Source organism: Marinilactibacillus sp. Marseille-P9653 (genome assembly GCF_916618885.1).
Lineage (GTDB): Bacteria > Bacillota > Bacilli > Lactobacillales > Carnobacteriaceae_A > Marinilactibacillus.
The window spans coordinates 1,655,012-1,681,139 of sequence record NZ_CAKAKH010000001.1 but is presented as its reverse complement, the minus strand read 5'-3'; the positions used below and the strand labels follow the sequence as shown (position 1 = coordinate 1,681,139).

Genomic DNA, 26,128 nt, shown 5'->3' with positions numbered 1-26,128 from the left:
CTGACCAGTCTCACTTCGAAATGTCGGAACAAAATAGAGGTAAGCATCAATAAGTTCAATACCCTAACCAGGATGAATCCTTCTAGGAGGATTTTCAATGTCAAGCAACAAAACGCAAAAAGTAGTTGGTATCGCAGTATTAGCTTCACTAGCATGGATCATTTCTATGTTTTCGTTTCCTATTTTACCCGGAGCATCTTTTCTGAAGATTGATTTTAGTGATCTCCCAGTATTATTCGGAATGTATATGTATGGACCTATAGGAGGTATGACCATTGCCTTTATTCGTTCTTTACTATCTTTCGTTCAAAAAGGTGGAGACATGGGTTTACCAATAGGTGATTCAGCGCAGTTTATCGCTTCTTTAGCTTATACGTTACCCATATACTTTATTATCACGAAAATGGGCTTACGAACTAGAGAAAAAGTATTAGCTACTATAGCAAGTACATTATCATTAAGTGTCGTTATGGCTCTTTTGAATTGGGTATTCCTAATTCCTGCTTATATGGCTGTCATGGGGTTCAGTGTTGGACCGATTAGAGAGTATCTAGTCTACTCAATTGTTCCTTTCAATTTAATTAAAGGTCCAATTGTAGGCATCATCTTTTTCGTAGCATTTCAAAAACTTAAACCTTGGTTAGTTAAATCAAGAACCAGACTTTATAAAAAACAGTCTAAACGATATGTTTTAGAAAATGAGAATTAAGCTTTATCAACTAGCGAATAGTTATTCTAAAAGGCGGGTCTATATGACCGCCTTTTTTATATTGAAAAAATGGATTTGAACGTGTATTCTGAAAAGAAGAAGAGGTGAACTATGGCTACTCAAAATCGATACTTTTTGTATTTTTTATTATCCTTTTTTAATAATCATTATCCATCGAAAAGCTCTCAGCTAATTCATGTGTTTCATGGAAGAAGAACACCTTCAATATTATACAAAGTTGAAAATGAGCAGCTGTTTCCTGCTTTTGGACTATTCAAAGAATTAAAAAAAGAACATCTAGAACATTATCTACAGACGCTTTCTTCTAAAAATTTACTTCAAGGTAGTGAGGAAGATGGTTACCTTTTAACTTCGCTTGGCTACAAAGCATTGACTCAGTATTTTGAAAATAAAAAGTATCCAGAAGCTATTCGTTCTCTTGAAAATGCCACACTTAGAAATTCGTTTTATCTACAAATACAATTAGTTTCTCAAATATTCTCTGAGAAAAGATATGACAATAAAAAGTATAGTCCTTCCATTAAGGAACCAATTGATCAGGAATCGGTTAAAGAATGGTTGAGTAAGCAGAAAACACCAATGGATCAATTAGCTCTCCAGTGGGCAACCGAATTGTATGACTTGCTTTTAATGTTTACAGAAGAGGAAGCAAGTATGATTGTTGGAAAATTAACTGGGCATGATATCATTGGAAAAACGAATCGACAGCTAGCGGAAAGTCTAGAAATGGAATCTGTAGAATTGAATGTACGCTTAAACGATACCTTCGAACAATTGATCATCCAAGCCAAAGCCTCTGAAGGTCTTTTGTTAAATGATTTTGTAGCCTATCTAGATCAGCGTACTTATTTCGGATTATCTAAAAGTACCTACGATACTTATTTGATGATAAATGAAGGGCATAGTGTAGAGAGAATCTCAGAAATTAGACAATTAAAATTAAATACGATTAGAGAACATATCCTTGAAATTTATCTTATTCACCCAGGCTTCAATATCCAGCCATATATTCCAGCGGATCAATATGAGCGTTTAAATAGTGCCTTTGAACAAAATCCCAAGTATTCCTATAAACAAGCAAAACAAGATCATGAAGATCTGATGTTTATGTGGTTTAGACTAGTAGAGATTGAAAGGATTAGATATGGCAGAGAAAACACTAGAGCAAATACTTTATGAAAAATTCAATTACAAGACCTTTAGATCTGGTCAAAAAGAAGCTATTCAAGCAGCCCTTCAAGAAGTAGACTCGGTGGTTATGTTACCAACTGGGAGTGGAAAATCAATCTGTTATCAATTACCTGCTTATATAAAAGAAGGTCTAGTTCTGATTGTCTCACCACTACTATCATTGATGCAGGACCAGGTTGAAAAACTGAAAAGTAATGGAGAACGGCAAGTAGCAGCTTTAAATAGCTTATCGTCTAGAAACGAAAAAAGAAGAATTATAAAAAATCTTCACAAGTTGAAATTTCTTTATATCTCTCCAGAAATGATTCAATTCGAGTTTTTGATGACAAAACTTTCTCAACTAGACATTGCCTTGTTTGTCGTTGACGAAGCCCACTGCATCTCTCAATGGGGAATGGATTTCCGACCAGATTACCTTAAAATTGGTGAGGTCAAAAGGAAACTCAATCATCCTACAACAATGGCTCTGACCGCAACAGCAACGGAACAAGTTCGTAGTGAGATCAAACAATCTTTGGACATTGATTCTATGGAAACTAGAGAGATTATCCACTCAGTGGACAGATCCTCGATAAAATTAAAAGTAGAGATCTGTGAGGGGAATAAAAAAGATCGCTTAAAGGAACTCGTTCATCAGTTGAAAAGTCCTGGAATTGTTTATTTTTCAAGCAAAAAACTGGCTGATGAAATGGCTTCAGTCTTGAGAACTGAATTAGGGATCCGAGCTGAAAGTTATCATTCTGATTTGACGATTGACGACAAAGTTAAAGTCCAGCAGCAGTTTATAGACAACTCGATTCAAGTTATTTGTGCAACAAGCGCTTTTGGGATGGGCATCGATAAACCGGATATAAGGTACGTTATCCATTATCATATGCCCTCTAATCCTGAGATGTACTTGCAAGAAATCGGAAGATGTAGCCGAGATGGTAAAGAAGGTATTGCCATACTGCTTTTCGAGCAAGGAGATCAGTATTTACAAATTAGACTGCAAGAAAATAGCCTACCCGATGCATCTCTACTAGAATACATTTATAAGTATCAGCACAAAATCAAACAAGAGCAAACAGATCCTAAAGTTCAAATTGCCCAGTATTATGTGAATGCCTCTATCCCTTATAGAGTTGCTTTACACCAGATAGAGTCTAGAGAACGTCTTAAAAAAGAGCAATTAGAATATATGATGCAGTACTTGTTCACCAAAGAATGTAAAAGAGCACATCTGCTTCGATATTTCGATGAGTCAATAACGGAAAAGCCAGAACGTTGTTGCAGCCAGTGCACGGCAGATTTGGAGACTTATTTCTTTGATGAAGAAGAAGATCATTTAGTCGTCAAAAGCGCAACAATTGACTGGAGACTTCGTTTGAAACAATTGTATAAACTTGATGAGGAATCTATGAATTAAGCTAAAATATGATACAATAACTATGATAGAACTTGAGGAGGAATCACTATGAGTAAGAAAGATCGCGAGTCGATGGAAGAACTGTGGTCGAAACGATTTGATGAAGAAGTAGATTATGACGATCAGGCTATGTCTCGAAAAGCTAAACGAGAACGCGAGAAAAGTATTTCTCCTATCCTGACTGTTACAGTGGTATTTCTAGTTTTAATCATTGTTGTAACATTAGGTACATACGCCTGGTATAGTCAAAGAGAACCTAATTTCCCTAATTCACAACAACCGACTGTAGAACAGCCAGCAACTACAGAATCAGAAGAAGAGCCCGAGGCCGAAGAAGAACCTGAAGTAGCTGAGGAACCAGAAGATACTGAAGAAACAGTGGAAGAGCCTGCTGAAGAAACTGTAGAAGAACCCGTGCAGCCACAACCGGATTCTGAGAGTGAGTCAGAAACGGAAACGACTGAAGAAAATCAACCAGCTAGTGAGCCAGCAGAATCTAATACAGATCAAGCAGGTAGTAATGATGCTTCTGAAGAAGCCGATGAAACCACTGAAGAACCAGCAGCGGCAGGAGAAACGTATACGGTAAAAGCGGGGGATAACATGTACCGCATTGCCTTAAATCATGGAATGACTACACAGGAACTGATGCAATTAAATGGATTGTCTAGTGAAACAGTCTTTGTGGGTCAAGTGTTAAAAGTAAACTAATCGACTTAAATAAAAATTGAAAGTGTGAAGTATGTGTTGAATAATCAATTGACTGTGGCTATAGATGGACCTGCCTCGTCAGGGAAAAGTACAGTGGCTAAAAAGATTGCTGACCACCTTGACTTGATCTATGTAGATAGTGGAGCAATGTATCGAGCAATCACCTATATTGCTATAAAGAATCAATTAGATTTGACGAACCAGAATGCAATCGTCAATGAACTGAATCAGTTAGTCATCGACTTTAAGAGATCAGATAACGGTCAACTGGTCTATTGTAACGATGTGGAAGTGACGATGGACATCAGACAAAATGATGTAACGAATGCAGTTTCTCTTGTTGCTGCTCATCCAGATGTGAGAACGGTATTGGTTCAGCGACAAAGAGAGATGGCCTCCAGTAAAAATGTGATCATGGATGGTCGTGATATTGGGACCGTGGTACTACCAAATGCCAGTGTGAAAATCTTTTTGGTAGCAAGCGTAGACGAGCGAGCTGAGCGCAGACACAAAGAGAATTTGGAAAAAGGAATCGAATCTGATTTAACAAAATTAAAACAAGAAATCAGAGAGAGAGATCGTAAGGATTCTACAAGAGCAGTTTCTCCGTTAAAAAAAGCAGATGATGCAGTTGAAATCGATACAACAGCCTTTTCTATTGAAGAAGTGACTGAAAAAATTGAATCTATTATCTTTGAAAAATATCCAGAATATCAGAAATAATGCGTTTCAAATGTTTTAGTGGAAAATTCAGCTTATTTTATGTACAATTAATAGAGTAGAAATATTGGCATTGGGAGGCACACATATTATGACAGATAAAGAAAATACAAACGAATTCGAAAACAACAACACAGTGGATCAAGAATCACAAGAAGTTGCAAAAGAGCAAGTGATTGTAAACTCAGCAGCTGGAACAGATCCAGAAGATGTAATGGCAGAGAACGAAGACGCTCAAGTTCAACCAGCTGTCGGTTCTTCAGATTCTGATTCAGAATCAATGTCAGACGTTTTAAAAGACGTTGTAGACATTACACCGGGAGACCTGGTTCAAGGTGAAGTTCTAGTAATTGATAGCGAAAAACAAGTCATCGTAGGACTTGGTGGAGGACAAGAAGGTATCATCCCTCCAAAAGAACTTTCAACTGAACGTTTTGAACACCCATCAGACGTTGTTAAAGTTGGCGACGTAATTGATGTAGTTGTTTTACGTGACGTAAAAGATAAAGAACAAGGAAGCTTTGTTCTTTCTAAAAAACGTGTAGATCAAAGAAAAGTGTGGGAAGAACTTCAGACTAAATTTGATAATGGCGAAACGATTGAAGCGCCAGTTACTCGTGTAGTTAAAGGCGGATTAACTGTAGATGCTGGAGTAAGAGGATTTGTTCCTGCTTCTCAAATGGATGTACAGTATGTAAGCGACCTGAATCAGTTTGAAGGTCAAACGTATACGTTTAAGATTCTTGAAATCGATCCTAACGAACGCCAATTAATTCTTTCTAGAAAAGCATTAATGGCTGATGAACAAGCTAAAATCAAAGAAGAAGCTTTTGACGCATTAGAAGAAGGTTCAACAGTTAAAGGAACAGTTGTTAGATTGACTAACTTTGGTGCTTTCGTTAACCTTGGTGGCGTTGATGGACTTGTTCACATTTCTGAAATTTCTCATGAAAGAATTGGACATCCTAAAGAAAAATTAAACGCTGGTGACGAAGTTGATGTTAAAGTATTAAGCGTAGATAGAGATAAAGAACGTATCTCATTATCTATCAAAGATACTTTAGCTGGACCTTGGGATAATCTTGAAGAAGAATTACCTGAAGGATCTGTTGTTACAGGTAAAGTTAAACGCGTAACAGATTTTGGAGCTTTTGTAGAAGTTAAACCGGGTGTTGAAGGTTTAGTTCACATTTCTGAAATGGCACACAAACATGTAGAAACACCTCATGAAGTTGTGGCTAAAGATGAAGAAATTCAAGTGAAAGTATTAAGTGTTAGCCCTTCTGAAGAACGTATTTCACTAAGTATCAAAGCTTTGGAAGAAGCGCCTGAGCAAGCATCTAAGCCGGCTGCTAACAAATCTAAGAAACCATCATCATCTAAACCACAACAAGTAACTAAATCTTCGTTTGGTGACGATGATGAAGATGGCACTTTCACTTTAGGTGACCAAATTGGTGATCAATTATCAAGCCTATTGAACAACGACGATCAAGAGTAAGCAAACTATATCTTTTAATTCATTAAAACGATAGCACCCAAACCCGCTGAAACGATTTTCTGTTTTCGTGGGGTTGGGTGTATGTTTTTGAAATGCTGTAATCACTAAATGAACTTACAAAAATCAAGAAAGAAGGTGAACGTTTATGACAAAACCGGTAGTAGCAATAGTTGGACGTCCAAACGTCGGAAAATCAACCATTTTTAATCGTATAGTAGGAGAACGTATCTCCATAGTAGAAGATGTTTCAGGCGTAACACGTGATAGAATTTATGCAAGTGCAGAATGGTTAGGGAAAGAGTTTACGTTAATTGATACTGGTGGTATAACGATGGAAGATGAACCGCTTAATGCGCAAATCAGAAATCAGGCACAAATTGCTATTGAAGAAGCAGATGTCATTATTATGCTGGCTAGTATTCGTGAAGGTGTAACAGATGCCGATGAGCAAGTTGCGCCAATTTTATATCGTTCAGGAAAACCAGTTGTATTAGCTGTTAATAAAGCAGATAATCCAGAATCAAGAACGTACAGTTACGAATTTTATTCATTAGGATTGGGAGATCCATTTCCAATTTCTGGTTCACATGGTTTAGGGCTTGGAGACTTATTAGATGCAGTTGTTGCTGAGTTTCCAGAAGATCTTGATGAAGAGTTTGATGAAGGTACGATTCGTTTCAGTTTGATTGGAAGACCCAATGTAGGTAAATCCAGTCTGGTGAATGCGATCATTGGTGAAGACCGAGTGATTGTTTCAGATATTGCTGGAACAACAAGAGAAGCCGTCGATACAAAATTCGAAACAGATGATGGTCGAGAATTTGCTATTATAGATACAGCAGGTATTCGTAAAAAAGGTAAAGTCTATGAGAACACTGAGAAATATAGTGTCTTGAGAGCCATGAGAGCCATTGAAAGATCTGAAGTTGTTCTATGTGTCATCAATGCTGAAGAAGGTATTAGAGAGCAAGATAAGAAAGTATTTGGTTATGCTCATGAAGCGGGTAAAGGTATCATTATTGTTGTCAATAAATGGGATACGGTTGAAAAAGAAACAAATACACTTAGAGATTTTGAGTTAGAAGTTAGAGAAGAATTCAGATATTTAAGTTACGCTCCAGTTATCTTTGTTTCAGCAATTTCTAAAAAACGCCTAGATAAGCTTCCTGATATCATTGAACGCGTTTATAGAAATCAGCATCTACGTATTCAATCGTCTATCTTAAACGACGTGGTGATGGATGCTGTAGCAACTAACCCAACACCAACAGATAAAGGTAGAAGGCTTAAAATTTACTATACAACTCAAGTGAGTGTGAGTCCGCCGACTTTTATTATCTTTGTAAATGATCCGGAATTACTACACTTTTCTTATAAACGTTATCTGGAGAATAGGTTTAGAGCAACATTTGATTTTGAAGGTACGCCTATTCATATTATAGCACGTAGACGTACGTAGACAGCCTATCTGCTTATTTTGCTCGTACCTAGGATATCACTAGGTAAACAGCCTATAGACAGTGTAAGCTTCTGTAAATCGAAATTAAAAATTTCTTTATAAGTCAAGTGAAAAAGGTTATGACGAAAGAAATAAAGTTTAGTGATTCTTTTCAACAAAATCATTGCAGTATCAACGTTTCTATGGTATCTTTTTAAATGAAATGTCGTAAGAAGACTATTTCACCCAACACATTCATTTTATGTTTAAAGGGATGTTTTTGAAAGATCGTAAGTCACATCTGATGGCTTACATAGATCTTCTTATGAGGAGGTGAAAATGTACGATGGCTAATAAAGCAGAATTAATCGAAAAAGTTTCAGCAGCAACTGACCTTACTAAAAAGGACGCTACTGCTGCAGTAGAATCAGTATTCGAAACAATTAAAGAATCACTAGCTAACGGAGAAAAAGTTCAAGTAATTGGCTTCGGTAACTTTGAAGTTCGTGATCGCGCTGCACGTAAAGGACGTAATCCTCAAACTGGGGAAGAAATCCAAATCCCTGCAAGCAAAGTACCTGCATTCAAAGCGGGTAAAGCTCTTAAAGATGCAGTAAAATAGTACGTAGAAAAAGTATATACTTTTATAGAGTCGCTGTTCCTTCGGGGGACAGTGCTCTTTTTGTTTTAAGACCTAAATATATAGATGGACCGACATAATGAACTACAAAATACATAATTGCTTGAAGACTTTTAATCTAGCAATATAGCCCTTATTATTTGACAATGATGAGGGTGTCCTTTAGTCTAATAAGAGACAAAATTATAAGAAACTGAAGGGATGAGTGTTGATCAATGTCCTCCTTTACCAAAGAGGAAATTTTAAAGCAAGCTAAAGAGAAAGAGGTACGCTTTTTGCGTCTTATGTTTACAGACATAGATGGCATTATAAAAAATGTAGAAGTACCTATCAGTCAGTTAGAAAAAGTGATGGATAATGAAATTGCCTTTGATGGTTCATCAATTGATGGATTTGTAGATATAGATCAAAGTGATATGAAACTTCATCCAGACCTAGATACATGGTTAGTTTTTCCGTGGGAACTTGAAACTGTAAAGGGAACCATCGCTAGATTTATCTGTGATGTCTATAATCCGGACGGAACGCCGTTTGCTGGTGATCCAAGAAGTAACCTTCGTCGAGTGTTGAAAGAAATGAATGAGGCTGGATTTACAAAGTTCAATCTAGGACCAGAGCCTGAATTCTTCTTATTTAAACTAGATGAAAACGGGAAACCTAGTAAAACTTTAAATGACAATGGTGGATATTTTGATTTAGCACCAACTGACTTAGCAGAAAATTGTCGTAGAGACATTGTTTTAGAATTAGAGGCGCTTGGCTTTGAAATTGAAGCTAGTCATCATGAGGTCGCTCCTGGTCAACACGAAATCGACTGGAAATACGCAGATGCAATAGAAGCTTGCGATAATATTCAAACATTTAAACTGATTGTCAAAACGGTAGCGCGTAAACATGGCTTACACGCTACTTTCATGCCTAAACCAACAGCAAATATTAGTGGTTCAGGAATGCATTTTAATATGTCTTTATTTACCGAAGAAGGTAATGCGTTCTTTGATGAAGCTAACGTCGATCAATTAAGTAATACTGCCTATCAATTTATCGCTGGTATACTGGATCACGCCAAGTCGTATACAGCTATCTGTAATCCAATCGTTAATTCATATAAACGATTAACGCCCGGATTTGAAGCGCCTGTATATGTAGCTTGGTCTGGTACGAATCGTACACCGTTAGTACGAGTGCCTGCTTCTAGAGGCATGTCTACACGAGTAGAATTGAGAAGTGTCGATCCTAGTGCGAATCCTTATCTTGCTCTGGCTGTGTTACTCAAAGCTGGATTAAAAGGAATTAGCGAAGCGAAAACGGCTCCGGAACCAGTCAATAGAGATATTTTCAACATGGATCAAATCGAGAGAAATGAAAATAACATTGAATCTCTGCCTAGAACGCTATACGAAGCTGTTCAGAACCTCAAAGCAGACGAAACGATTAAAGATGCTTTAGGGCAACATATCTTTGAGCGTTTTGTCTCTGCAAAAGAGTATGATTGGTCTAACTACTCACTTGCAGTATCAGAGTGGGAAACAGAACGATATTTTGAGTTATACTAAGTTTTGAATCAAGATCATTAGTTAAATAAAAAGAGCGATATATTGGCTTGAGTGGTTTATAAACGAAATCACTTTAAGTTCTGATATATCGATTTTTTTGTATGTGATACAAAAAATGGTATAGTTCAATTTGGTTAATTATCGAAATTTGATAAGGCTTTCATATTTGGAATAAAAAGTAAATGACTCTTTCCCTTTTACTTATTCAGTAGCGGTTGTTTCACTAACCGTTCAATGCTATTCTTCGTAAGTAATATTTGATAGCCAAAAGAGATAAACGAACCATCTAACTATTAGGAGGAAATAAATTGACAACTATTACTAGAGAATACATAAAAGATCAGGTTAAAGAAAAAAATGTTCGTTTTTTAAGACTAATGTTTACAGATATTTTGGGAATCATTAAAAATGTAGAAGTACCAATCAGTCAGCTTGATAAGGTATTGGATGGTCAAATGATGTTTGATGGTTCATCTATTGAAGGATTTGTTAGAATTCAAGAATCTGATATGTACTTAAGTCCAGATTTGAATACATGGCTGGTCTTTTCTTGGGAAACAGATTCTTCTAAAAAAGGAAAAGTTGCTAGATTGATATGCGATATCAAAAATCCTGATGGAACATCTTTCAGTGGAGATCCTCGTACAAACTTAAAACGCATTTTAAAAGAAGCAGAAGATATGGGCTTTACAGAATTCAACTTAGGACCTGAGCCTGAATTTTTCTTATTCAAATTAAATGAAAACGATGAAGTAACAGAAAACTTAAATGACAACGGCGGATACTTTGACCTTGCACCTAATGATCTTGCAGAGAACTGCCGTAGAGATATTGTATTAGAATTAGAAGATCTAGGCTTTGAGATTGAAGCTAGTCACCACGAAGTTGCTCCAGGTCAACACGAAATTGACTGGAAATACGCAAATGCGGTAGAAGCATGTGATAATATCCAGACTTTCAAACTAATTGTTAAAACAGTTGCTAGAAAATATGGTTTACATGCAACCTTTATGGCTAAACCGATTTTTGGAATCAATGGATCTGGTATGCACTGTAACATGTCATTATTCAACGAAAATGGAAATGCCTTCTTTGATGAGAATGGTCCCATGCAATTAAGCGATACAGCGTACAAATTTATGGCTGGTCTAATGGAACATGCTTCAGCTTTCACTGCCGTTACAAATCCAACAGTGAACTCATACAAGCGTTTAGTTCCAGGATACGAAGCACCTGTATACATTGCATGGTCTGGAAGAAACAGAACACCAATGATTCGTGTTCCAGAATCAAGAGGATTGTCTACTCGTTTAGAGGTACGTTCAGTGGATCCTACGACTAACCCATACCTTGCGTTAGCTGTCATGTTAAAAGCTGGCTTAGATGGTATTAGACGCGATTTGAAAGCTGTCGATCCAACAACGGATAATATCTATGAAATGGATACTACAGAACTGGATGATAAAGGGATTGAATCTTTACCAGGCAGTCTACATGAAGCTGTACAAAACCTTAAAAAAGATCCAGTGATTATCGAAGCATTAGGTGAGCACATCTTTAACAACTTTGTAGCGACTAAAACAGTAGAGTGGGATCAATACAAAGCCACAGTAAGCCAATGGGAAAAAGAACAATATTTGAACCTATATTAATTGAAGAGTTCTGATGGGAAAGAGGATGCTGAAAAGCATCCTCTTTTTGCGATGAATTAAAATCCAAATATAGAAAGTTTGTGGATACGTAAAAGTTTCTAAATAGATAATACCCTCAACGGATTTAGAAATAGTTTAAAGTTTAAGCATAGTATATAGATAGGAAATGACTATAAGTTGAAAGAAGGTTAGGAAAGTGAAAATGGATATTGAGAAACTGTTCAGTATATGTCTAATAACTTCACTTCTGAGTATAATGATTGGCTATTTCCTGTGGAGTATTTTGATACCGATTCAGGATTATAACCTATCTACAGATGAGCAATTGAGAGAGGCGCAAAAAGAAGCTGCGATAAATGCTCCTTTAGGGAAGCTTCTTCTGTTTTTAGGATTTATTGGATTAGCTTTTACAATTTTAGGATACATATGGATGTACATACATATGTATAAAAGCAGACATAGATAGTATAACTTATGTTTGGGACAGTGAAAGATAAGGTTACAATTTATTTTAAATTTTATAAAAATAAAAAAAGTCTACTACTTTTTAAAAGTAATAGACTTTTTTATACAATTATTTATACATAAACAATTATCGAGTAAATCTTACGTTCTGAGAGGGATTCGAACCCCCGACCGTTCGCTTAGAAGGCGAATGCTCTATCCAGCTGAGCTATCAGAACAATAACAGCAACAGAGATTATTATATAAGGTAATTGGATAAAAGTCAACAGATATTCAATAATTTTATTTTATTATACAAGCCTTCTTGTTTGTTGGACTAAAATTACTTTGATACTATTGGATTAATAACAGTATTAGGAGGAAACAATATGAAAATCATTTCAACATTTCAACTAGAAGAAGATGTTTCTAAAAAAATCAATGATCTTGAAATTGAAAATCAACTGATCCAAAAACATTTAACTGTATATACAAAAGAAGAACAAGTTCAATCTTTAAGTGAAGAATTAGAAGTCAAAGTAGAGGGCATCAATGAAAATGAAGTGTCCGTTGCCAATGCATCGGATGTTTATGAGCTGAATGATTCAGATGCAACACTATTTGCAGACACGATCCAACGTGGCGGATATGTGATTCTTCAAGATGATTCGAATAAGAACACAAAAAGTCATAATGACAAAAAAGAGCCTGCTAGAGAAGATGAAGACGAAAAAGGCGATTTCGAAAAATCAATCGATGATCATCTTTCAGCACCTGGTTTCGGAGTCGATTTCAAAGAACCAGGAACGGATGCTGAAACACATGAGGATAACTTTAATCCTGACAATCACAGCCAAGATCTGAAGCCAGAAAACTAAGACCAGCTCATTTCGATCTGAATGAGCAACATTTTTGAAGAAGGATTTAGTATAGTAGTAGAAAAGAAGGATCCAAGTGCGGGTTCTTCTTTTTTCTATTTTCATAAAAAGAGGTGAAGGATTAGTATGAAAATCGACAGAGGAGACTGGCTAAAAATTCCTAATCTATTATCTTACTTTAGAGTGTTACTGATTCCAGTATTCAGCTATATTTATTTAACAGCTATTACGATCGAAGATTATATGATAGCAGCAGGAATTTTATTTATATCGGGTTTAACAGATGCTCTTGATGGATATATTGCACGCCATTTCGATCAAGGAACGCAGCTTGGAAAACTTATAGATCCAGTTGCAGATAAACTCACTCAGTTGGCTGTAGCAACTATGTTGTTTATCAAATGGCCTATTGTAATGTACTTACTTTTATTATTCATCATAAAGGAATTCAGTATATTTTTAATGAGTTATCTACTATTCAAAAAGAGAAAGATCATAGACGGAGCAAAATGGTTTGGGAAAATTGGTACAATTGTTTTCTATAGTTGTATGTTCATACTCGTTATCATGCCAGAAATGTCAGAAAGAAATATCATCGCATTGATTCTACTAACTAGTATTTTTCAAGTCATTGCATTTATAGGATATATCAATCTATTTTTCAGTATGCATAAACAGGTGCAATAAAAACTGCTCAGGGTTATACTTTTATAAATTTTACAATGAATGATATAATGTAGGCGATTAAAAGAGGAGGAATTTTTTTGTTAAAGATTGGTATAGTGACAGGAACCATCAGAGAAAATCGAGTAAACTTAGATGTTGCAAAGTGGGTGAAACAATTAGCTGTAGAGCAAGATGATGCGGAATTCGAAATTGTAGATATAAAAGACTATGACCTACCTGTATTTGCAGAACCAACTTCTCCGGCTTTTACTGATGAATTAGTCGAACGTGAAAAGCAACTTCCATGGTCTAGGAAAATGGAAGAAAAAGATGGTTATATTTTTATCACACCAGAATATAATCATGGTATTCCAAGTGCTTTGAAAAATGCACTGGACTTTCTATATGAAGAGTTAAACGATAAAGCAGCTGGAATTGTGAGTTATGGATCATCTGGTGGGGTTCGCTCTGCAGAGCAGCTAAGAACAGTTCTATCAGAGTTTCAAGTAGCGCATGTTCGAACGAATCCAGCTTTATCCATTTTTTACGATTTCGATTATCCGAAACTCAATCCGACCGAAGCACAAACAAAAACAGTAAAAACGATGATTGAACAGTTATTACCCTGGACAGAGGCTATGAGAGGTGTCCGAGATAAGAAACATGCATAATTTAAAAAGCATAAGGTAAAGCCGAAATAAATGTTGTGAAGTAATACGAATTCATATATTATTAAGAATAAACAAGTAGGTGATGATATGACAAGAAATGAAGACTCGTTAAAAGCATTAACAACGATATTAAGAGCAGCTTCGAGTGTAGAGAGAGTTGTGAAAGAAGACATGGTATCTTATGGATTGAACGCAACTGAATTTACAGTTATGGAGTATCTTTACAACCGTGGTAAACAGCCGATTCAAATGATCGGGAAGAAAATTTTATTGGCTTCAAGCAGTATCACTTACGTTATTGATAGACTTGAGGAAAAAGGACTTGTGCAACGAGTCGCCGATGTGAAAGATAGAAGAGTCACTTTTGCTGAATTGACAGATGAAGGTCAACAGAAAATGACAGAAATTTTTCCACAGCATGCTGAAACAATCGAAAAGCTATTCAAAGAACTGTCTGATAGTGATTTGAACAAGTTGAGAGCATTACTTAAAGAAGTAGGATACAAAGCAACCAAGTTAATCAAATAAGTAGTGAGAGGATTATTTTAATGTCTATGTATTCTTTTAAACATATATACAACGAACCATTGATGGGAAATAAAACCATTTTCTTACTTTTGCATGGTACCGGTGGAGATGAGAACGACTTAGTTCAACTTGCAAAACTCATTGATCCTCAAGCAGGTATTTTAAGCCCTAGGGGAAATATCGACGAAAATGGTATGAACCGATTCTTTAAAAGAAAAGCAATGGGTGTTTTAGATGAAGACAGCTTAAAAGAAGAAACGGTTAAGATGTATGATTTTTTAAATACTGCTTCAAAAGAATATGATTTTAATAAAAAACAATTAGTCATCCTGGGTTATTCTAATGGTGCAAATATTGCTGGAAGTTTGCTATTTCATTATAGTGATGCTTTTTATCAAGGTATGTTACTACATCCAATGGTGCCATTAAGATCTGTTCAATTACCAGATTTATCCAACCAGAGAATTTTTATTGGTGCTGGTGAAAATGATCCGATTTGTTCGCCGGAAGAAACAAAAGAGCTTGAGCAATTATTGAAACAAGCGAATGCAAGTGTACAAATGTATTGGGGGAGAGACGGACACAGTCTTTCTAATGCAGAACTTGAAGCAGCTTCAATGTGGTATGAAAACCTGTAAGGCATCTTAAAACAGCTGATTCATGCTTTAGAATGACATTAATCGATTAAATGACGAATTTATGTTATAATAGATTAGAAACATTTAATATAGATCTGAAATTCTAAGACTAAGGAGATTTTTATGGCTAAAGAAAAAATTACCGATGAAGTTCAAATTTTAGTTGAAACCGAACTTCGAAAAGGTGCCAGCAACTCCCGAATTGCTAATTTACTGGATTTGCCTTATAAAGAAGCTGTCGAGATTATTGAATCGATAAAAGAAGATCTGAGACCGGATATTGGAGACGAAATCGTCTTTTTCTTTAGAGATGAACCAATGGAAGGTGTCATCGAAAAGTTGCTTATGAATAGCGCAATTGTTAAAATCAACTGGGATCAGTCAGCAGAAAGAATGCATGACTTGATGGAAGAAAAAACAGTTGTAAACTTCAAGGATATTGAAGGATTTAAAAAGCAAGTAAGCGATGAAACAGAAGAATTAGATTAAATAGTGTAATCAAATAACTTGAAGACCTACTCATATAGAGCCGGTCTTCAAGTTATTTTGTTTATTAAATTAAAATATTCTTATTTTAAATTTTAGTAAAGCTTGATATTACGGGATATGCGTGAGCAAAACTTAAGAAATAAATTTTTTCTTGACACTAATTCAAATGTATATTATATTTTGATAGTCAAATAATTTGATAATCAAAGTATATTGACTGAGTGAAGAAATGGAGGAGTTGGTGTGGACCCATTAGTTAATGAAATCAATAAATATCTCGTTACGATATTCAATGATGTATTGATGATTGAAGAGAAAACACTACAATCCAGTAGGTTTAAAGATGTTTCTATCAAAGAGATGCACACGATTGAGGCAATAGGCATGTACGAGCAACTTACAACCAGTGAAGTAGCAAAAAAACTGGGTGTAACAGCTGGGACATTAACCGTTTCGGTCAATAATCTAGTGCGAAAAAATTACGTAGAAAGAGTACGTACGGATCACGATAGAAGAGTTGTAAAACTATCTCTTAGCCCTACAGGACGTTTACTGTATAGACTTCATGATAAGTTCCATAGAGATATGGTAAAGGAAACCATTGCAGAGATGGACAAGGATCAATCAGAAATTCTAATGCTAGGCTTGAAAAATTTACATGATTTCTTAGAGCGTACAAAGGAGCAGTTACCGAAGTGAGTAATCAAGCGAAAGTTAAAATTTGTTCAGTTGGAAAATATATTCCTGAAAAGATTCTTACAAATGAGGATCTGACAGAGTGGTTGGATACTTCTGACGAATGGATTAGTTCACGTACAGGTATAAAGCAAAGACATATTAGCACAACTGAGAATACCTCTGATCTAGGCACAAAAGCAGCTGAGAATGCATTAGCTAATAGTGGTGTAGACGTAAGTGAAATTGGATTGATTATTGTCGCAACAATGTCACCTGATTCACAGTCACCGTCAGTAGCGTGCAAGATACAAGCAAACATTCAGGCTACAAATGCAATAGCATTTGACTTGAACGCTGCTTGTTCTGGATTTGTGTATGCCAGTTCGGTTGCTGAGAAAATGTTATCGGTTGGTTCTTATCGTTACGCGCTAGTTATTGGTGCAGAAGTGATGTCTAAAGTAGTGAATTGGTCGGATCGTTCTACCGCAGTACTTTTCGGAGATGGAGCAGGAGCTATGTTACTTGAAAGAAACGAACATACTCAAAGCTTTATCAATGAAGACATTCATGCTGACGGATCTAGGGGAAGCGCGCTTACTTCTGGAGAAAGTTCGGTTCAGAATCCGCTGACTCCTGAAAAAGAAACGGATGCTCACCTGAAAATGAGCGGACGTGACATTTTCGATTTTGTTGTCAGATCTGTTCCAAAGAGTATTAGCGATGTAGTTGAAAATAGTCAACTTCAACTTGAAGACGTCGATTACTTTTTATTACATCAGGCGAACGCTCGATTGATCAAAGCAGTGTCTAAGAAATTAAAACAGCCATTAGAGAAGTTTCCTCAAAATATCCAGCACTATGGAAATACATCGGCGGCTAGTATACCGATATTATTGGAAGAATTAATAGAAAATGGAGACATCCAGCTCGGAAATAATCAAACTATCGTGCTGACCGGCTTTGGTGGCGGGTTAGCATGGGGATCACTGTTAATCAAACTATAAAAAAATTTGGAGGAACAAATAATGTCAACTTTCGAAACTATTCAAGAAATCATCGTGGATCAATTAGATAAAGAAAAAGAAGAAGTACAATTAAACACAAACTTCCGTGAGGAATTAGAAGCAGACAGCTTAGACTTATTCCAAATCATTAACGATATCGAAGATGAATTTGATATCAAAATTGAAACTGAAGAAGGATTAAACACTGTTCAAGATATCGTTAAATATGTAGATGAGCAACTAGCTTAATCAATATTTAGAAGGGAGCTCCTATATGAATCAAGCACTAATGGAAAAAATTGGAATCAACTATCCTATTATCCAAGGAGCAATGTCATGGGTGGGAACACCTAGCTTAGCGGCTGGGGTCTCCAATGCTGGTGGATTAGGCATGATAGGGGCTGGTCATGAACCGGGAGAATTCGTACGTAAACTAATCCGTGAAACTAAAGAAATGACAGATAAACCCTTTGGAGTAAACGTTCTTCTTCTATCACCTTATGTTGATGAAGTGGTTGAAGTCGTTTGCCAAGAAAAAGTTAAAGTCATTTCCACAGGTGCGGGTAGCCCGGGTAAATACATGAAAAAGTTCAAAGAAGCTGGTATCGTGGTCATTCCAGTTGTTGCTTCGGTTGCTCTTGCAAAACGAATGCAAAATGAGGGCGCGGACGCAATTATCTGTGAAGGAATGGAAGCCGGTGGACATATCGGTAAATCTACAACTATGACACTTGTTCCTCAAGTGGTTGATGCAGTTACGATTCCTGTAATCGCTGCAGGCGGTATTGCGGACGGAAGAGGCGTTGCAGCTGCCATCATGTTAGGAGCTTCAGCTGTCCAGCTAGGTACTAGATTCGTTGTAGCTACTGAAAGTATCGCCCATGAGAACTTCAAGAAGAGAGTCATAAAAGCTAGAGATATCGACACTGTTGTAACAGGTCTCATCACCGGTCACCCAGTTCGTGTTTTAAGAAATAAACTAACACGAGAATATCTGCAAGTCGAAAAAGAAATCACAAGTGACGAGAATCCAGATTTTTCTAGGTTAGAAGAATTAGGAAAAGGCGCACTTAGACGAGCAGTTGTTGAAGGGGATAAGGATACAGGTTCTTTCATGGCAGGACAGAGTGCTGGACTAGTCAAAAAAGAACAGTCGTGTAAAGAAATTGTAGAAGAACTCATGCAAGAATACAAAGAGTTAACATCCAATCCTGTAGTATTTGCATAACAAAAAAAGACCATCTATACTTTGAAAAATTCAAAGTATAGCGGTCTTTTGATTATAAGGGGAATGTAGAGTGTATAAGCAGGATTAATGCTTTATGACATTCCCTGGAAATAATCAATAAAAGAACGATAAAGCTTCGTAGTAGAAAGGATATCTGTAATATGTCTACAGCATTTTTATTTAGCGGGCAAGGCGCTCAATACGATGGTATGGGTAAAGAATTATATGATCAATATGGAATTGTAAAGCAAACCTTTGATAAAGCAAGTGAAGCACTATCGATAAATATAGCTGAATTAGCTTTTAATCAGAATGAGAAATTACATTGGACACCATTGACGCAGCCAGCCATTTTAACGTTAAGTCATGCGATTGAACAATTGATGCAAGAAGCCGGAATCAAACCCGATATGGTAGCAGGATTGAGTTTAGGTGAATATACTGCACTGGTTTCCTCAGAGGTTTTTACATTTGAAGATGCAGTAAAGCTTGTTCATAAAAGAGGACAGTTTATGGACGAAGCCGTCCCAGAAGGTGTCGGTGCAATGGCCGCAGTTATGGGATTAGAATCTGAAGTCGTTGAAAAAATATGTGACGAGATCAGTGAGACGCATTATGTTCAAGTAGCAAATTATAATATGCCAGGTCAAATTGTTGTAGCTGGAATACAAGCTGGTGTCACTCAAGCCATTAAAGAGCTTGAAGAGGCAGGTGCTAAAAAAGTGATTCCGCTTAACGTAAGTGGCCCATTCCACACAAAATTACTTGAGCCCGCAGCGAAAAATTTGGAAGTAGAGCTAAAAAATATTAGAACAAAAGAATTTCTCTATCCTGTATACAGCAATACGAATGCGAGAGCTTATGAAAATATAGATGAAGTTATACCGACACTAGTTCAACAAGTAATGTCTCCAGTAAGGTTCGAACAGATGATTCGTCAGATGATCAAAGACGGAGCGGATACTTTTGTAGAATTAGGACCAGGCAAAACGTTGAAAACATTTGTCAAGAAAATAGATCGTAGTGTTTCAGTTATGAATGTAGAGAATGACAAGCAATTGCATAAAGCAATTGAAGCGCTTGCGCGTACCAACTAATAATTAGAGGTGAAAAAGTGGTAGATAAGATTAAAACGGTTATCGTTACGGGAAGTTCACGAGGCATTGGAAAAGCGATTGCTTATGCTTTTGCTAAAGAAGGCCACAATATTGTATTGAACGGCCGTAAAGAAATTTCAGAAGAACAAATTTCTGAATTAAGTGCGTTCGGCGGAGAGATCTTTGCTTGCGCTGGAGATATTAGTGATCCTGAGTTTGCAACAAAACTTATTAAAGACACGAAGAAAAAATTTGGTAGTGTGGATGTTTTAGTCAATAATGCAGGCATTACGAGAGATAACTTACTTTTAAGAATGACCGAAGAAGAATTTGATCAAACGATTGATATTAACTTAAAGGGTACATTCTATACAACTAAAGCCGCTTCAAGATTTATGCTTAAGCAAAAAAGCGGAAGTATTATTAATCTAGCGAGTGTTGTAGGACAAACTGGGAATGCTGGACAAGCTAATTATGCTGCAAGTAAAGCAGGCATTATTGGTTTCACTAAATCCGTAGCTAGAGAATTAGCGCCAAGAGGGATTACAGTCAATGCAATCGCTCCGGGGTTTGTTGAATCTGACATGACCGATGTATTAGCAGATACGGTTAAAGATACGATTATGACTCAAATTCCACTACAAAGATTAGGTCAACCAGAAGAAGTGGCAGAAGCTGCTTTGTTCTTAAGTAAACAAAACTATATTACCGGACAAGTCATCAATGTTGATGGCGGAATGGTAATGAACGGATAATTAGGAGGATATTAAAATGCGTAGAGTCGTTATAACAGGTTTAGGTGCAGTAACACCTTTAGGAAACAACGTCAATGAATTTTGGGATGGTTTGAAGACAGGTAAAAACGGAATCGGACCTTTAACAAAATTTGACGGAACACCAATCAATGTCCATGTCGCTGGAGAAGTTAAAGATTTCAAAGCGAAAGATAGAATGGATGGCAAACTGGCTAAGAGAATGGATGTATTTTCTCAATATGGTGTAGTAGCAGCTCTTGAAGCGATGGAAGATTCTAAGTTAGACGTTGATTCTATTGATGTAAGTCGTCTTGGCGTAATGGTAGGCTCTGGTATCGGTGGATTGAATGCGATGCAAAACCAAATCATTAAAATGCATGAAAAAGGATTAGACCGTGTAGCACCTTTCTTTGTACCAATGGCAATTGGTAACATGGTAGCAGGAAATATTTCAATTGCTACTGGTGCCAAAGGACCAAACTTATCGATTGTTACAGCATGTGCTTCTGGAAACAATTCTATTGGTGAAGCCTTTAGAAATATCAAACATGGCTACGCAGATTATATGCTTGCGGGTGGTGCTGAAGCGAGTATCAACGAAATCGGAATGTCAGGTTTTGCTGCCTTAACTGCCTTATCAAATGCTGAAGATCCAGATAGAGCTTCAATGCCATTTGATAAAGATCGTCAAGGATTTGTTATGGGTGAAGGTGCTGCGGTACTATTGCTTGAAAATCTAGAGAGCGCTCAAGAGCGTGGCGCAAAAATCTATGCTGAAATTGTAGGTTATGGCGCAACTGGAGACAGCTATCACATGACTGCTCCGACACCAACTGGTGAAGGTGCTGCTAATGCGATGATTCATGCAATGAAAGAAGCGAATATTGAGCCTGCTCAAGTAGGATATATCAACGCTCACGGAACATCTACTCCTGCAAATGATTCTTCTGAAACAGTAGCACTTAAAAGAGCGCTTGGAGAAGAAGTAGCATACAATGTACCGATTTCAAGTACAAAAGGTAGTACAGGTCACCTTTTAGGTGGAGCGGGAGCCATTGAAGCAGTAGCTTGTATTAAAGCATTGCAAGAAGGTATACTTCCTCCAACAATTGGTCTTGAAACAGCAGATGAAGATTGTGATCTAGATTATATTCCCAAAGAAGCAAGACATAAAGAGATCATGTATGCTTTAAATAACTCATTAGGCTTCGGAGGGCATAATGCAGTTACTCTTTTCAAGAAATGGGAGGATGCTTAACACATGGACTTTGGACAAATCAAAGAACTTATTGAAAAAATAGATGCTTCAAGTTTGAAAATCTTTGAATTATCGAACGAAGCGGTATCCATCAAGATGAGTAAGAATGATACAGCAGCAGTTTCTAATGAAGCGCCGCGACCAGCAGAAGTTGTTGCGCCTAAACCAGTGAGCAACGCATCAAACGCGACTGACACCGTTTCGACAGTTAAAGAAGAAGTTACACCAGTCAGTGAAGATTTAGAAGGCGTTCATGAAGTAACAGCCCCTATCGTGGGGACGTCTTATCTTGCTTCTTCTCCAGACAAGCCTGCTTTTGTTAAGGCTGGAGATATTATCGAAAAAGGCCAGCCTTTAGTCATCATTGAAGCGATGAAAGTCATGAATGAAATTAAAAGTGATGTGAGTGGGACAGTCTACAAAGTCTTAGTCGAAGATGGTCAGCCAATCGAATTTGGTCAACCGCTCGTTCAAATTAAAGACGTAAAATAGAAACACTTATGTAAAAAACAATCCAAACTAACTATTCGAGGAGCACTTATAAATGACTACTATGAACATCAAAGAAATCCAAGAACTAATTCCAAACCGTTATCCAATTTACTTTATTGATAAAGTAACTGAAATGATTCCTGGTGAACACGTTACAGCAATCAAAAATGTTACAATCAATGAAGAATTTTTCCAAGGACATTTCCCTGGCGAACCTGTAATGCCAGGTGTCCTAATTGTTGAGAGTCTAGCTCAAGCTGGATCTATTCCTTTACTTAAATTAGATCAATTCAAAGGTCAAACAGCTTATCTTGGTGGACTAAACAAAGTTAAGTTCAGAAAAAAAGTTGTTCCAGGTGACATCTTGGAATTAAAAGTAGACATCGTTAAACTTAAACAATATGCTGGTATCGGAAAAGGTGTTGCATATGTTGATGGGAAAAAAGTTTGTGAAGTTGAAATGACGTTCATTATTGGCCGTTAAGAAACTTTGTTTAAAACACCTTACAATCTATTTTATATAGATGTACAATTTTGATTTTAAGGAAGGTCATATAATGTTTCAAAAGATATTGATTGCCAATCGAGGAGAAATAGCCGTTCGAATTATCAGAGCCTGTCAAGAAATGGGCATTCAAACTGTTGCTGTTTATTCAGAAGCAGATGAAGATGCACTTCACATGCAACTGGCTGATGAAGCAGTTTGTATAGGACCAGCAAAAGCAAGCGACTCTTATTTGAATATGCAAAACATTTTAAGTGCTGCTGTGATTACTGGAGCACAAGCCATTCACCCGGGATTTGGATTTCTTTCTGAAAATAGTACCTTCGCAGCCATGTGTGAAGAAGTCAATATTGTTTTTATTGGCCCTGATAAAGAAACCATTGATCAAATGGGGAACAAGGCAAATGCACGAGAAATGATGCGTAAAGCAAATGTACCGATTGTACCTGGTAGTGATGGATTCTTGGTCACTGACGAAGAAGTTCTTGAAACAGCAGAGGAGATTGGGTATCCTGTTATCGTTAAAGCCGTAGCCGGCGGTGGCGGTAAGGGTATGCGTGTTGTCGAATCTGAAGCACAATTGATCCAAGCTTTCAATCATGCTAAATCTGAAGCGAAAGCTGCTTTCGGTGATGACCGTATGTATATGGAAAAAATCATTTCTCCTGCTAAGCACATTGAAATTCAATTACTTGGCGACCATCATGGTCATGTGATTCACATTGGAGAAAGAGATTGTTCAATGCAGCGTAACCACCAGAAAATTCTTGAAGAAGCACCTTCTCATGTACTTACAGAAGAACAAAGACAAGAAATTGGTGCAGCTGCGGTAAGGGCTGCTGAATATGTAGGATACAAAAATGCTGGTACAGTAGAGTTTCTAATGGATGATAGTGGGGCTTTTTATTTCATGGAAATGAACACTAGAATTCAAGTAGAGCACCCAATCACCGAAATGATTTCAAATTTCGATATCGTACAAGAACAGATAAAAATAGCAAATAACGAACCATTGTCAATAGATCAGGATACACTTCAGTTAAGCGGTCATGCATTAGAGTGCCGTATCAACGCTGAAAATCCTGCGTTCAACTTCGCACCCTCACCAGGTGTTATAAGCTACTTAAACCTGCCTTCTGGAGGGAATGGATTAAGAGTTGACACTGCTTTATTTGCTGGTGGAGAGATCCCACCTTATTATGACGCTATGATCGCTAAAGTCATCACGCACGGTAAGACAAGAGAAATTGCCATTGCTAAGATGAAAAGAGCTCTAAAAGAAATGATCGTTGAGGGAATACAGACCAATTTACAATTCCAGCTTGATCTGCTTGATGACGAAACATTTTTAAGTGGTAAGTATGATACAGAGTATCTTGAAAAAAGTTTTATTCCTAAATGGCAGAATGAGTTAGAGGAGGGATAAGTATGCGCCTTTTTAAAAAGCGTCCTTACATTTCTATACAAAAAGCAACACAGGACTCTGAAAGAGCGCCATTTGTTCCTGATGGTATGTTCGTTAAATGTCCCAACTGTAAACAATCCATCTATTCAAAAGATCTAGGAAACGAAAGAATTTGCCCTAACTGTCAGTATGCTTTTAGAATCAGTGCACAGGAGAGAGTAAACCTGACAATTGATGAAGGAACTTTTGTGGAGTGGGATGAAGATATCGTTTCGATAGATCCACTGAATTTCCCAGGTTATGAAGAAAAGCTGAAGAAAGTTCAAATCAATTCTGGATTAAGAGAAGCGATTTTGACTGGTGAGGCTAAAATCAGTGATCATAAATTAGCAATCGGTATTATGGATTCTAATTTTATTATGGGAAGTATGGGTCAAGCTGTTGGTGAGAAAGTCACCCGTTTGTTTGAAAAAGCAGCAAAAGAACAGTTACCCGTCGTGTTGTTTACAGCATCGGGTGGAGCTAGAATGCAAGAAGGGATTTTATCCCTGATGCAAATGGCTAAAACGAGTGCTGCAGTTAAGAATCATTCAGATAAAGGCTTGTTGTATTTAACTGTCCTTACAGATCCTACAACTGGTGGCGTAACGGCTAGTTTTGCAATGCAAGGCGATATCATCCTGGCTGAACCGGGTGCTTTGATTGGTTTTGCTGGAAGAAGAGTCATCGAGCAGACTATCAAAGAATCTGTACCTGATGACTTTCAGTCAGCTGAAAAAGTGCTGGAAAATGGGTTTGTTGATCATATCGTACCTCGTAAAGAATTAAGAGACATGATCGGTAAACTATTAAACATGCATGTACCTTTAACTCGCTAAGCCGATTCTTATAAACAATTGATTCGAGTGCAAGAGAGTATATATTTAAGAAAAAGAGGTGGTCATATGGCAGAGGCAATAGATATCGTATCCATTGCTAGACAAACAGACCGCATCACGACGACTGAATTGATCGAAGCGATATTTGACGACTTTGTAGAACTTCATGGGGATCGCTCCTATAAAGATGATGTTGCAATCGTTGGTGGAATCGGGATGTTGAATGGACAAGCCGTCACTATTATCGGTAATCAAAAAGGTCACGATCTTGAAGAAAACATGAAAAGAAACTTCGGTTCTCCACATCCTGAGGGATATAGAAAATCTCTTAGACTGATGAAACAAGCTGAGAAGTTTAATAGACCGATAGTGACATTTGTCAATACTTCAGGAGCTTACTGTGGTGTAGAAGCTGAAGAAAGAGGTCAGGGCGAAGCGCTAGCTAGAAATCTTCTTGAAATGAGTAATCTTTCAGTACCTATATTATCTATTATCATCGGTGAAGGTGGTAGTGGGGGTGCGCTCGCTTTAGCAGCGGGAGATCAAGTTTGGATGATGGAATTTTCAATCTATTCTATATTATCTCCAGAAGGTTTTGCTTCAATACTATGGAAAGATTCAAAACGTTCTGGCGAGGCAGCTGAAATTATGAAGTTAACTTCATATGATTTACTGGATTTAGGCGTAATTGATCGAATTGTTTATGAAAATGATGATCAAGGCAAGATAGACAGTAGCCAAGTTTTAGCGTCAATGAAGGAAGAAATCATCAAAGAACTTGCGACATTATCTCAATTGCCAAAAGATGAATTGATTCAAAAAAGGTATGAGCGTTTCCGAAAATTTTAATGAACATTTGTTTAAACCGATGAGTATTCGACACTCATTGGTTTATTTTTTTAAATGTTTATTTTGAGAAAGCAACACATTCTGATTATAATAAAGAAACAGAAAGAAGGGATAGCCT

The 26,128-nt window shown here is 37.0% G+C and carries 28 protein-coding genes and 1 tRNA gene; 28 read left to right on the top strand and 1 reads right to left on the bottom strand.

The window, feature by feature from the left end:
• The first annotated feature begins 97 nt into the window (after positions 1-97).
• The 10 genes from LG377_RS08250 (at position 98) to glnA (LG377_RS08205) (ending at position 11,547) form a co-directional block, all read left to right on the top strand.
• A complete protein-coding gene (locus LG377_RS08250) occupies positions 98-709 on the top strand; it encodes an ECF transporter S component (RefSeq protein WP_225744187.1) in 612 nt (203 codons plus the stop codon).
• 111 nt (positions 710-820) lie between these two features.
• Positions 821-1,909 carry a helix-turn-helix domain-containing protein gene (locus LG377_RS08245; RefSeq protein ID WP_225744186.1) on the top strand — a complete coding sequence of 363 codons (1,089 nt, stop codon included), beginning with the start codon at positions 821-823 and terminating at the stop codon, positions 1,907-1,909.
• Positions 1,875-3,329 (top strand): ATP-dependent DNA helicase RecQ, encoded by a 1,455-nt coding sequence (locus LG377_RS08240; protein WP_225744185.1) that lies wholly within the window; start codon positions 1,875-1,877, stop codon positions 3,327-3,329. The genes LG377_RS08245 and LG377_RS08240 overlap by 35 nt, the downstream gene beginning before the upstream one ends.
• A gap of 48 nt (positions 3,330-3,377) precedes the next feature.
• On the top strand, positions 3,378-4,040 hold the full coding sequence (locus LG377_RS08235) for a LysM peptidoglycan-binding domain-containing protein (RefSeq protein WP_225744184.1): 663 nt from the start codon (positions 3,378-3,380) through the stop codon (positions 4,038-4,040).
• A gap of 48 nt (positions 4,041-4,088) precedes the next feature.
• Positions 4,089-4,763, top strand: a complete 675-nt coding sequence (gene cmk / locus LG377_RS08230) for a (d)CMP kinase (RefSeq protein WP_225744655.1) — start codon at positions 4,089-4,091, stop codon at positions 4,761-4,763.
• Positions 4,764-4,974: 211 nt separating this feature from the next.
• The gene (rpsA, locus tag LG377_RS08225; RefSeq protein ID WP_370632567.1) at positions 4,975-6,261 is read left to right on the top strand and encodes a 30S ribosomal protein S1; all 1,287 of its coding nucleotides are present in this window, start codon (positions 4,975-4,977) and stop codon (positions 6,259-6,261) included.
• Positions 6,262-6,406: 145 nt separating this feature from the next.
• Positions 6,407-7,720 carry a ribosome biogenesis GTPase Der gene (der, locus tag LG377_RS08220; protein ID WP_225744183.1) on the top strand — a complete coding sequence of 438 codons (1,314 nt, stop codon included), beginning with the start codon at positions 6,407-6,409 and terminating at the stop codon, positions 7,718-7,720.
• Between the two features lie 325 nt (positions 7,721-8,045).
• Complete coding sequence (locus tag LG377_RS08215) at positions 8,046-8,321, top strand: HU family DNA-binding protein (protein WP_208558767.1); 276 nt, start codon at positions 8,046-8,048, stop codon at positions 8,319-8,321.
• A 233-nt stretch (positions 8,322-8,554) separates the two neighbouring features.
• A complete protein-coding gene (glnA, locus tag LG377_RS08210) occupies positions 8,555-9,895 on the top strand; it encodes a type I glutamate--ammonia ligase (RefSeq protein ID WP_225744182.1) in 1,341 nt (446 codons plus the stop codon).
• A gap of 308 nt (positions 9,896-10,203) precedes the next feature.
• A complete protein-coding gene (gene glnA / locus LG377_RS08205) occupies positions 10,204-11,547 on the top strand; it encodes a type I glutamate--ammonia ligase (protein ID WP_225744181.1) in 1,344 nt (447 codons plus the stop codon).
• Between the two features lie 609 nt (positions 11,548-12,156).
• Here glnA (LG377_RS08205) and LG377_RS08200 read toward each other — a convergent pair.
• Positions 12,157-12,230, bottom strand: a tRNA-Arg gene (locus LG377_RS08200).
• Between the two features lie 150 nt (positions 12,231-12,380).
• Between LG377_RS08200 and LG377_RS08195 the strand changes: the two genes are divergently transcribed.
• The 18 genes from LG377_RS08195 to LG377_RS08110 all read left to right on the top strand — a co-directional run bounded on the left by LG377_RS08195 (position 12,381) and on the right by LG377_RS08110 (position 26,010).
• On the top strand, positions 12,381-12,869 hold the full coding sequence (locus LG377_RS08195) for a hypothetical protein (RefSeq protein ID WP_225744180.1): 489 nt from the start codon (positions 12,381-12,383) through the stop codon (positions 12,867-12,869).
• A gap of 126 nt (positions 12,870-12,995) precedes the next feature.
• Entirely contained in the window at positions 12,996-13,556 is a 561-nt protein-coding gene (locus LG377_RS08190) for a CDP-alcohol phosphatidyltransferase family protein (RefSeq protein WP_225744179.1), read from the top strand.
• Positions 13,557-13,633: 77 nt separating this feature from the next.
• Complete coding sequence (locus LG377_RS08185; protein ID WP_225744178.1) at positions 13,634-14,206, top strand: NADPH-dependent FMN reductase; 573 nt, start codon at positions 13,634-13,636, stop codon at positions 14,204-14,206.
• 87 nt (positions 14,207-14,293) lie between these two features.
• Positions 14,294-14,734: a MarR family winged helix-turn-helix transcriptional regulator gene (locus LG377_RS08180; protein ID WP_225744177.1), complete on the top strand. Its 441-nt coding sequence runs from the start codon at positions 14,294-14,296 to the stop codon at positions 14,732-14,734.
• A 20-nt stretch (positions 14,735-14,754) separates the two neighbouring features.
• Positions 14,755-15,372 (top strand): alpha/beta hydrolase, encoded by a 618-nt coding sequence (locus LG377_RS08175; RefSeq protein ID WP_225744176.1) that lies wholly within the window; start codon positions 14,755-14,757, stop codon positions 15,370-15,372.
• A gap of 123 nt (positions 15,373-15,495) precedes the next feature.
• Positions 15,496-15,861, top strand: a complete 366-nt coding sequence (locus LG377_RS08170; RefSeq protein ID WP_225744175.1) for a DUF2187 domain-containing protein — start codon at positions 15,496-15,498, stop codon at positions 15,859-15,861.
• A 243-nt stretch (positions 15,862-16,104) separates the two neighbouring features.
• Positions 16,105-16,560, top strand: coding sequence for a MarR family winged helix-turn-helix transcriptional regulator (locus LG377_RS08165; RefSeq protein ID WP_225744174.1), 456 nt, complete (start codon positions 16,105-16,107; stop codon positions 16,558-16,560).
• Positions 16,557-17,543, top strand: a complete 987-nt coding sequence (locus tag LG377_RS08160) for a beta-ketoacyl-ACP synthase III (RefSeq protein ID WP_225744173.1) — start codon at positions 16,557-16,559, stop codon at positions 17,541-17,543. Before LG377_RS08165 ends, LG377_RS08160 begins: the two co-directional genes overlap by 4 nt.
• A 21-nt stretch (positions 17,544-17,564) precedes the next feature.
• Positions 17,565-17,792, top strand: a complete 228-nt coding sequence (locus LG377_RS08155) for an acyl carrier protein (RefSeq protein WP_225744172.1) — start codon at positions 17,565-17,567, stop codon at positions 17,790-17,792.
• 25 nt (positions 17,793-17,817) lie between these two features.
• Positions 17,818-18,771: an enoyl-[acyl-carrier-protein] reductase FabK gene (gene fabK, locus LG377_RS08150; protein WP_225744171.1), complete on the top strand. Its 954-nt coding sequence runs from the start codon at positions 17,818-17,820 to the stop codon at positions 18,769-18,771.
• Between the two features lie 161 nt (positions 18,772-18,932).
• Positions 18,933-19,868 (top strand): ACP S-malonyltransferase, encoded by a 936-nt coding sequence (gene fabD / locus LG377_RS08145; protein WP_225744170.1) that lies wholly within the window; start codon positions 18,933-18,935, stop codon positions 19,866-19,868.
• 17 nt (positions 19,869-19,885) lie between these two features.
• On the top strand, positions 19,886-20,623 hold the full coding sequence (gene fabG, locus LG377_RS08140; protein ID WP_225744169.1) for a 3-oxoacyl-[acyl-carrier-protein] reductase: 738 nt from the start codon (positions 19,886-19,888) through the stop codon (positions 20,621-20,623).
• Positions 20,624-20,639: 16 nt separating this feature from the next.
• Positions 20,640-21,881, top strand: a complete 1,242-nt coding sequence (gene fabF, locus LG377_RS08135) for a beta-ketoacyl-ACP synthase II (RefSeq protein ID WP_225744168.1) — start codon at positions 20,640-20,642, stop codon at positions 21,879-21,881.
• Between the two features lie 3 nt (positions 21,882-21,884).
• Positions 21,885-22,373, top strand: coding sequence for an acetyl-CoA carboxylase biotin carboxyl carrier protein (gene accB, locus LG377_RS08130; RefSeq protein WP_225744167.1), 489 nt, complete (start codon positions 21,885-21,887; stop codon positions 22,371-22,373).
• A gap of 61 nt (positions 22,374-22,434) precedes the next feature.
• Entirely contained in the window at positions 22,435-22,857 is a 423-nt protein-coding gene (gene fabZ, locus LG377_RS08125; protein WP_225744653.1) for a 3-hydroxyacyl-ACP dehydratase FabZ, read from the top strand.
• 73 nt (positions 22,858-22,930) lie between these two features.
• A complete protein-coding gene (locus LG377_RS08120; RefSeq protein WP_225744166.1) occupies positions 22,931-24,304 on the top strand; it encodes an acetyl-CoA carboxylase biotin carboxylase subunit in 1,374 nt (457 codons plus the stop codon).
• Between the two features lie 2 nt (positions 24,305-24,306).
• Positions 24,307-25,161 carry an acetyl-CoA carboxylase, carboxyltransferase subunit beta gene (gene accD / locus LG377_RS08115; RefSeq protein ID WP_225744165.1) on the top strand — a complete coding sequence of 285 codons (855 nt, stop codon included), beginning with the start codon at positions 24,307-24,309 and terminating at the stop codon, positions 25,159-25,161.
• A 66-nt stretch (positions 25,162-25,227) separates the two neighbouring features.
• Positions 25,228-26,010, top strand: coding sequence for an acetyl-CoA carboxylase carboxyl transferase subunit alpha (locus LG377_RS08110; RefSeq protein ID WP_225744164.1), 783 nt, complete (start codon positions 25,228-25,230; stop codon positions 26,008-26,010).
• Positions 26,011-26,128: the final 118 nt, after the last annotated feature.

Coding starts and splice junctions, on each gene's coding strand:
- LG377_RS08250 (WP_225744187.1), top strand. CDS start 98: ATGTCAAGCAACAAAACGCAAAAAGTAGTTGGTATCGCAGTATTAGCT.
- LG377_RS08245 (WP_225744186.1), top strand. CDS start 821: ATGGCTACTCAAAATCGATACTTTTTGTATTTTTTATTATCCTTTTTT.
- LG377_RS08240 (WP_225744185.1), top strand. CDS start 1,875: ATGGCAGAGAAAACACTAGAGCAAATACTTTATGAAAAATTCAATTAC.
- LG377_RS08235 (WP_225744184.1), top strand. CDS start 3,378: ATGAGTAAGAAAGATCGCGAGTCGATGGAAGAACTGTGGTCGAAACGA.
- rpsA (WP_370632567.1), top strand. CDS start 4,975: ATGGCAGAGAACGAAGACGCTCAAGTTCAACCAGCTGTCGGTTCTTCA.
- der (WP_225744183.1), top strand. CDS start 6,407: ATGACAAAACCGGTAGTAGCAATAGTTGGACGTCCAAACGTCGGAAAA.
- LG377_RS08215 (WP_208558767.1), top strand. CDS start 8,046: ATGGCTAATAAAGCAGAATTAATCGAAAAAGTTTCAGCAGCAACTGAC.
- glnA (WP_225744182.1), top strand. CDS start 8,555: ATGTCCTCCTTTACCAAAGAGGAAATTTTAAAGCAAGCTAAAGAGAAA.
- LG377_RS08195 (WP_225744180.1), top strand. CDS start 12,381: ATGAAAATCATTTCAACATTTCAACTAGAAGAAGATGTTTCTAAAAAA.
- LG377_RS08190 (WP_225744179.1), top strand. CDS start 12,996: ATGAAAATCGACAGAGGAGACTGGCTAAAAATTCCTAATCTATTATCT.
- LG377_RS08180 (WP_225744177.1), top strand. CDS start 14,294: ATGACAAGAAATGAAGACTCGTTAAAAGCATTAACAACGATATTAAGA.
- LG377_RS08175 (WP_225744176.1), top strand. CDS start 14,755: ATGTCTATGTATTCTTTTAAACATATATACAACGAACCATTGATGGGA.
- LG377_RS08170 (WP_225744175.1), top strand. CDS start 15,496: ATGGCTAAAGAAAAAATTACCGATGAAGTTCAAATTTTAGTTGAAACC.
- LG377_RS08155 (WP_225744172.1), top strand. CDS start 17,565: ATGTCAACTTTCGAAACTATTCAAGAAATCATCGTGGATCAATTAGAT.
- fabK (WP_225744171.1), top strand. CDS start 17,818: ATGAATCAAGCACTAATGGAAAAAATTGGAATCAACTATCCTATTATC.
- fabD (WP_225744170.1), top strand. CDS start 18,933: ATGTCTACAGCATTTTTATTTAGCGGGCAAGGCGCTCAATACGATGGT.
- fabF (WP_225744168.1), top strand. CDS start 20,640: ATGCGTAGAGTCGTTATAACAGGTTTAGGTGCAGTAACACCTTTAGGA.
- accB (WP_225744167.1), top strand. CDS start 21,885: ATGGACTTTGGACAAATCAAAGAACTTATTGAAAAAATAGATGCTTCA.
- fabZ (WP_225744653.1), top strand. CDS start 22,435: ATGAACATCAAAGAAATCCAAGAACTAATTCCAAACCGTTATCCAATT.
- LG377_RS08120 (WP_225744166.1), top strand. CDS start 22,931: ATGTTTCAAAAGATATTGATTGCCAATCGAGGAGAAATAGCCGTTCGA.
- accD (WP_225744165.1), top strand. CDS start 24,307: ATGCGCCTTTTTAAAAAGCGTCCTTACATTTCTATACAAAAAGCAACA.
- LG377_RS08110 (WP_225744164.1), top strand. CDS start 25,228: ATGGCAGAGGCAATAGATATCGTATCCATTGCTAGACAAACAGACCGC.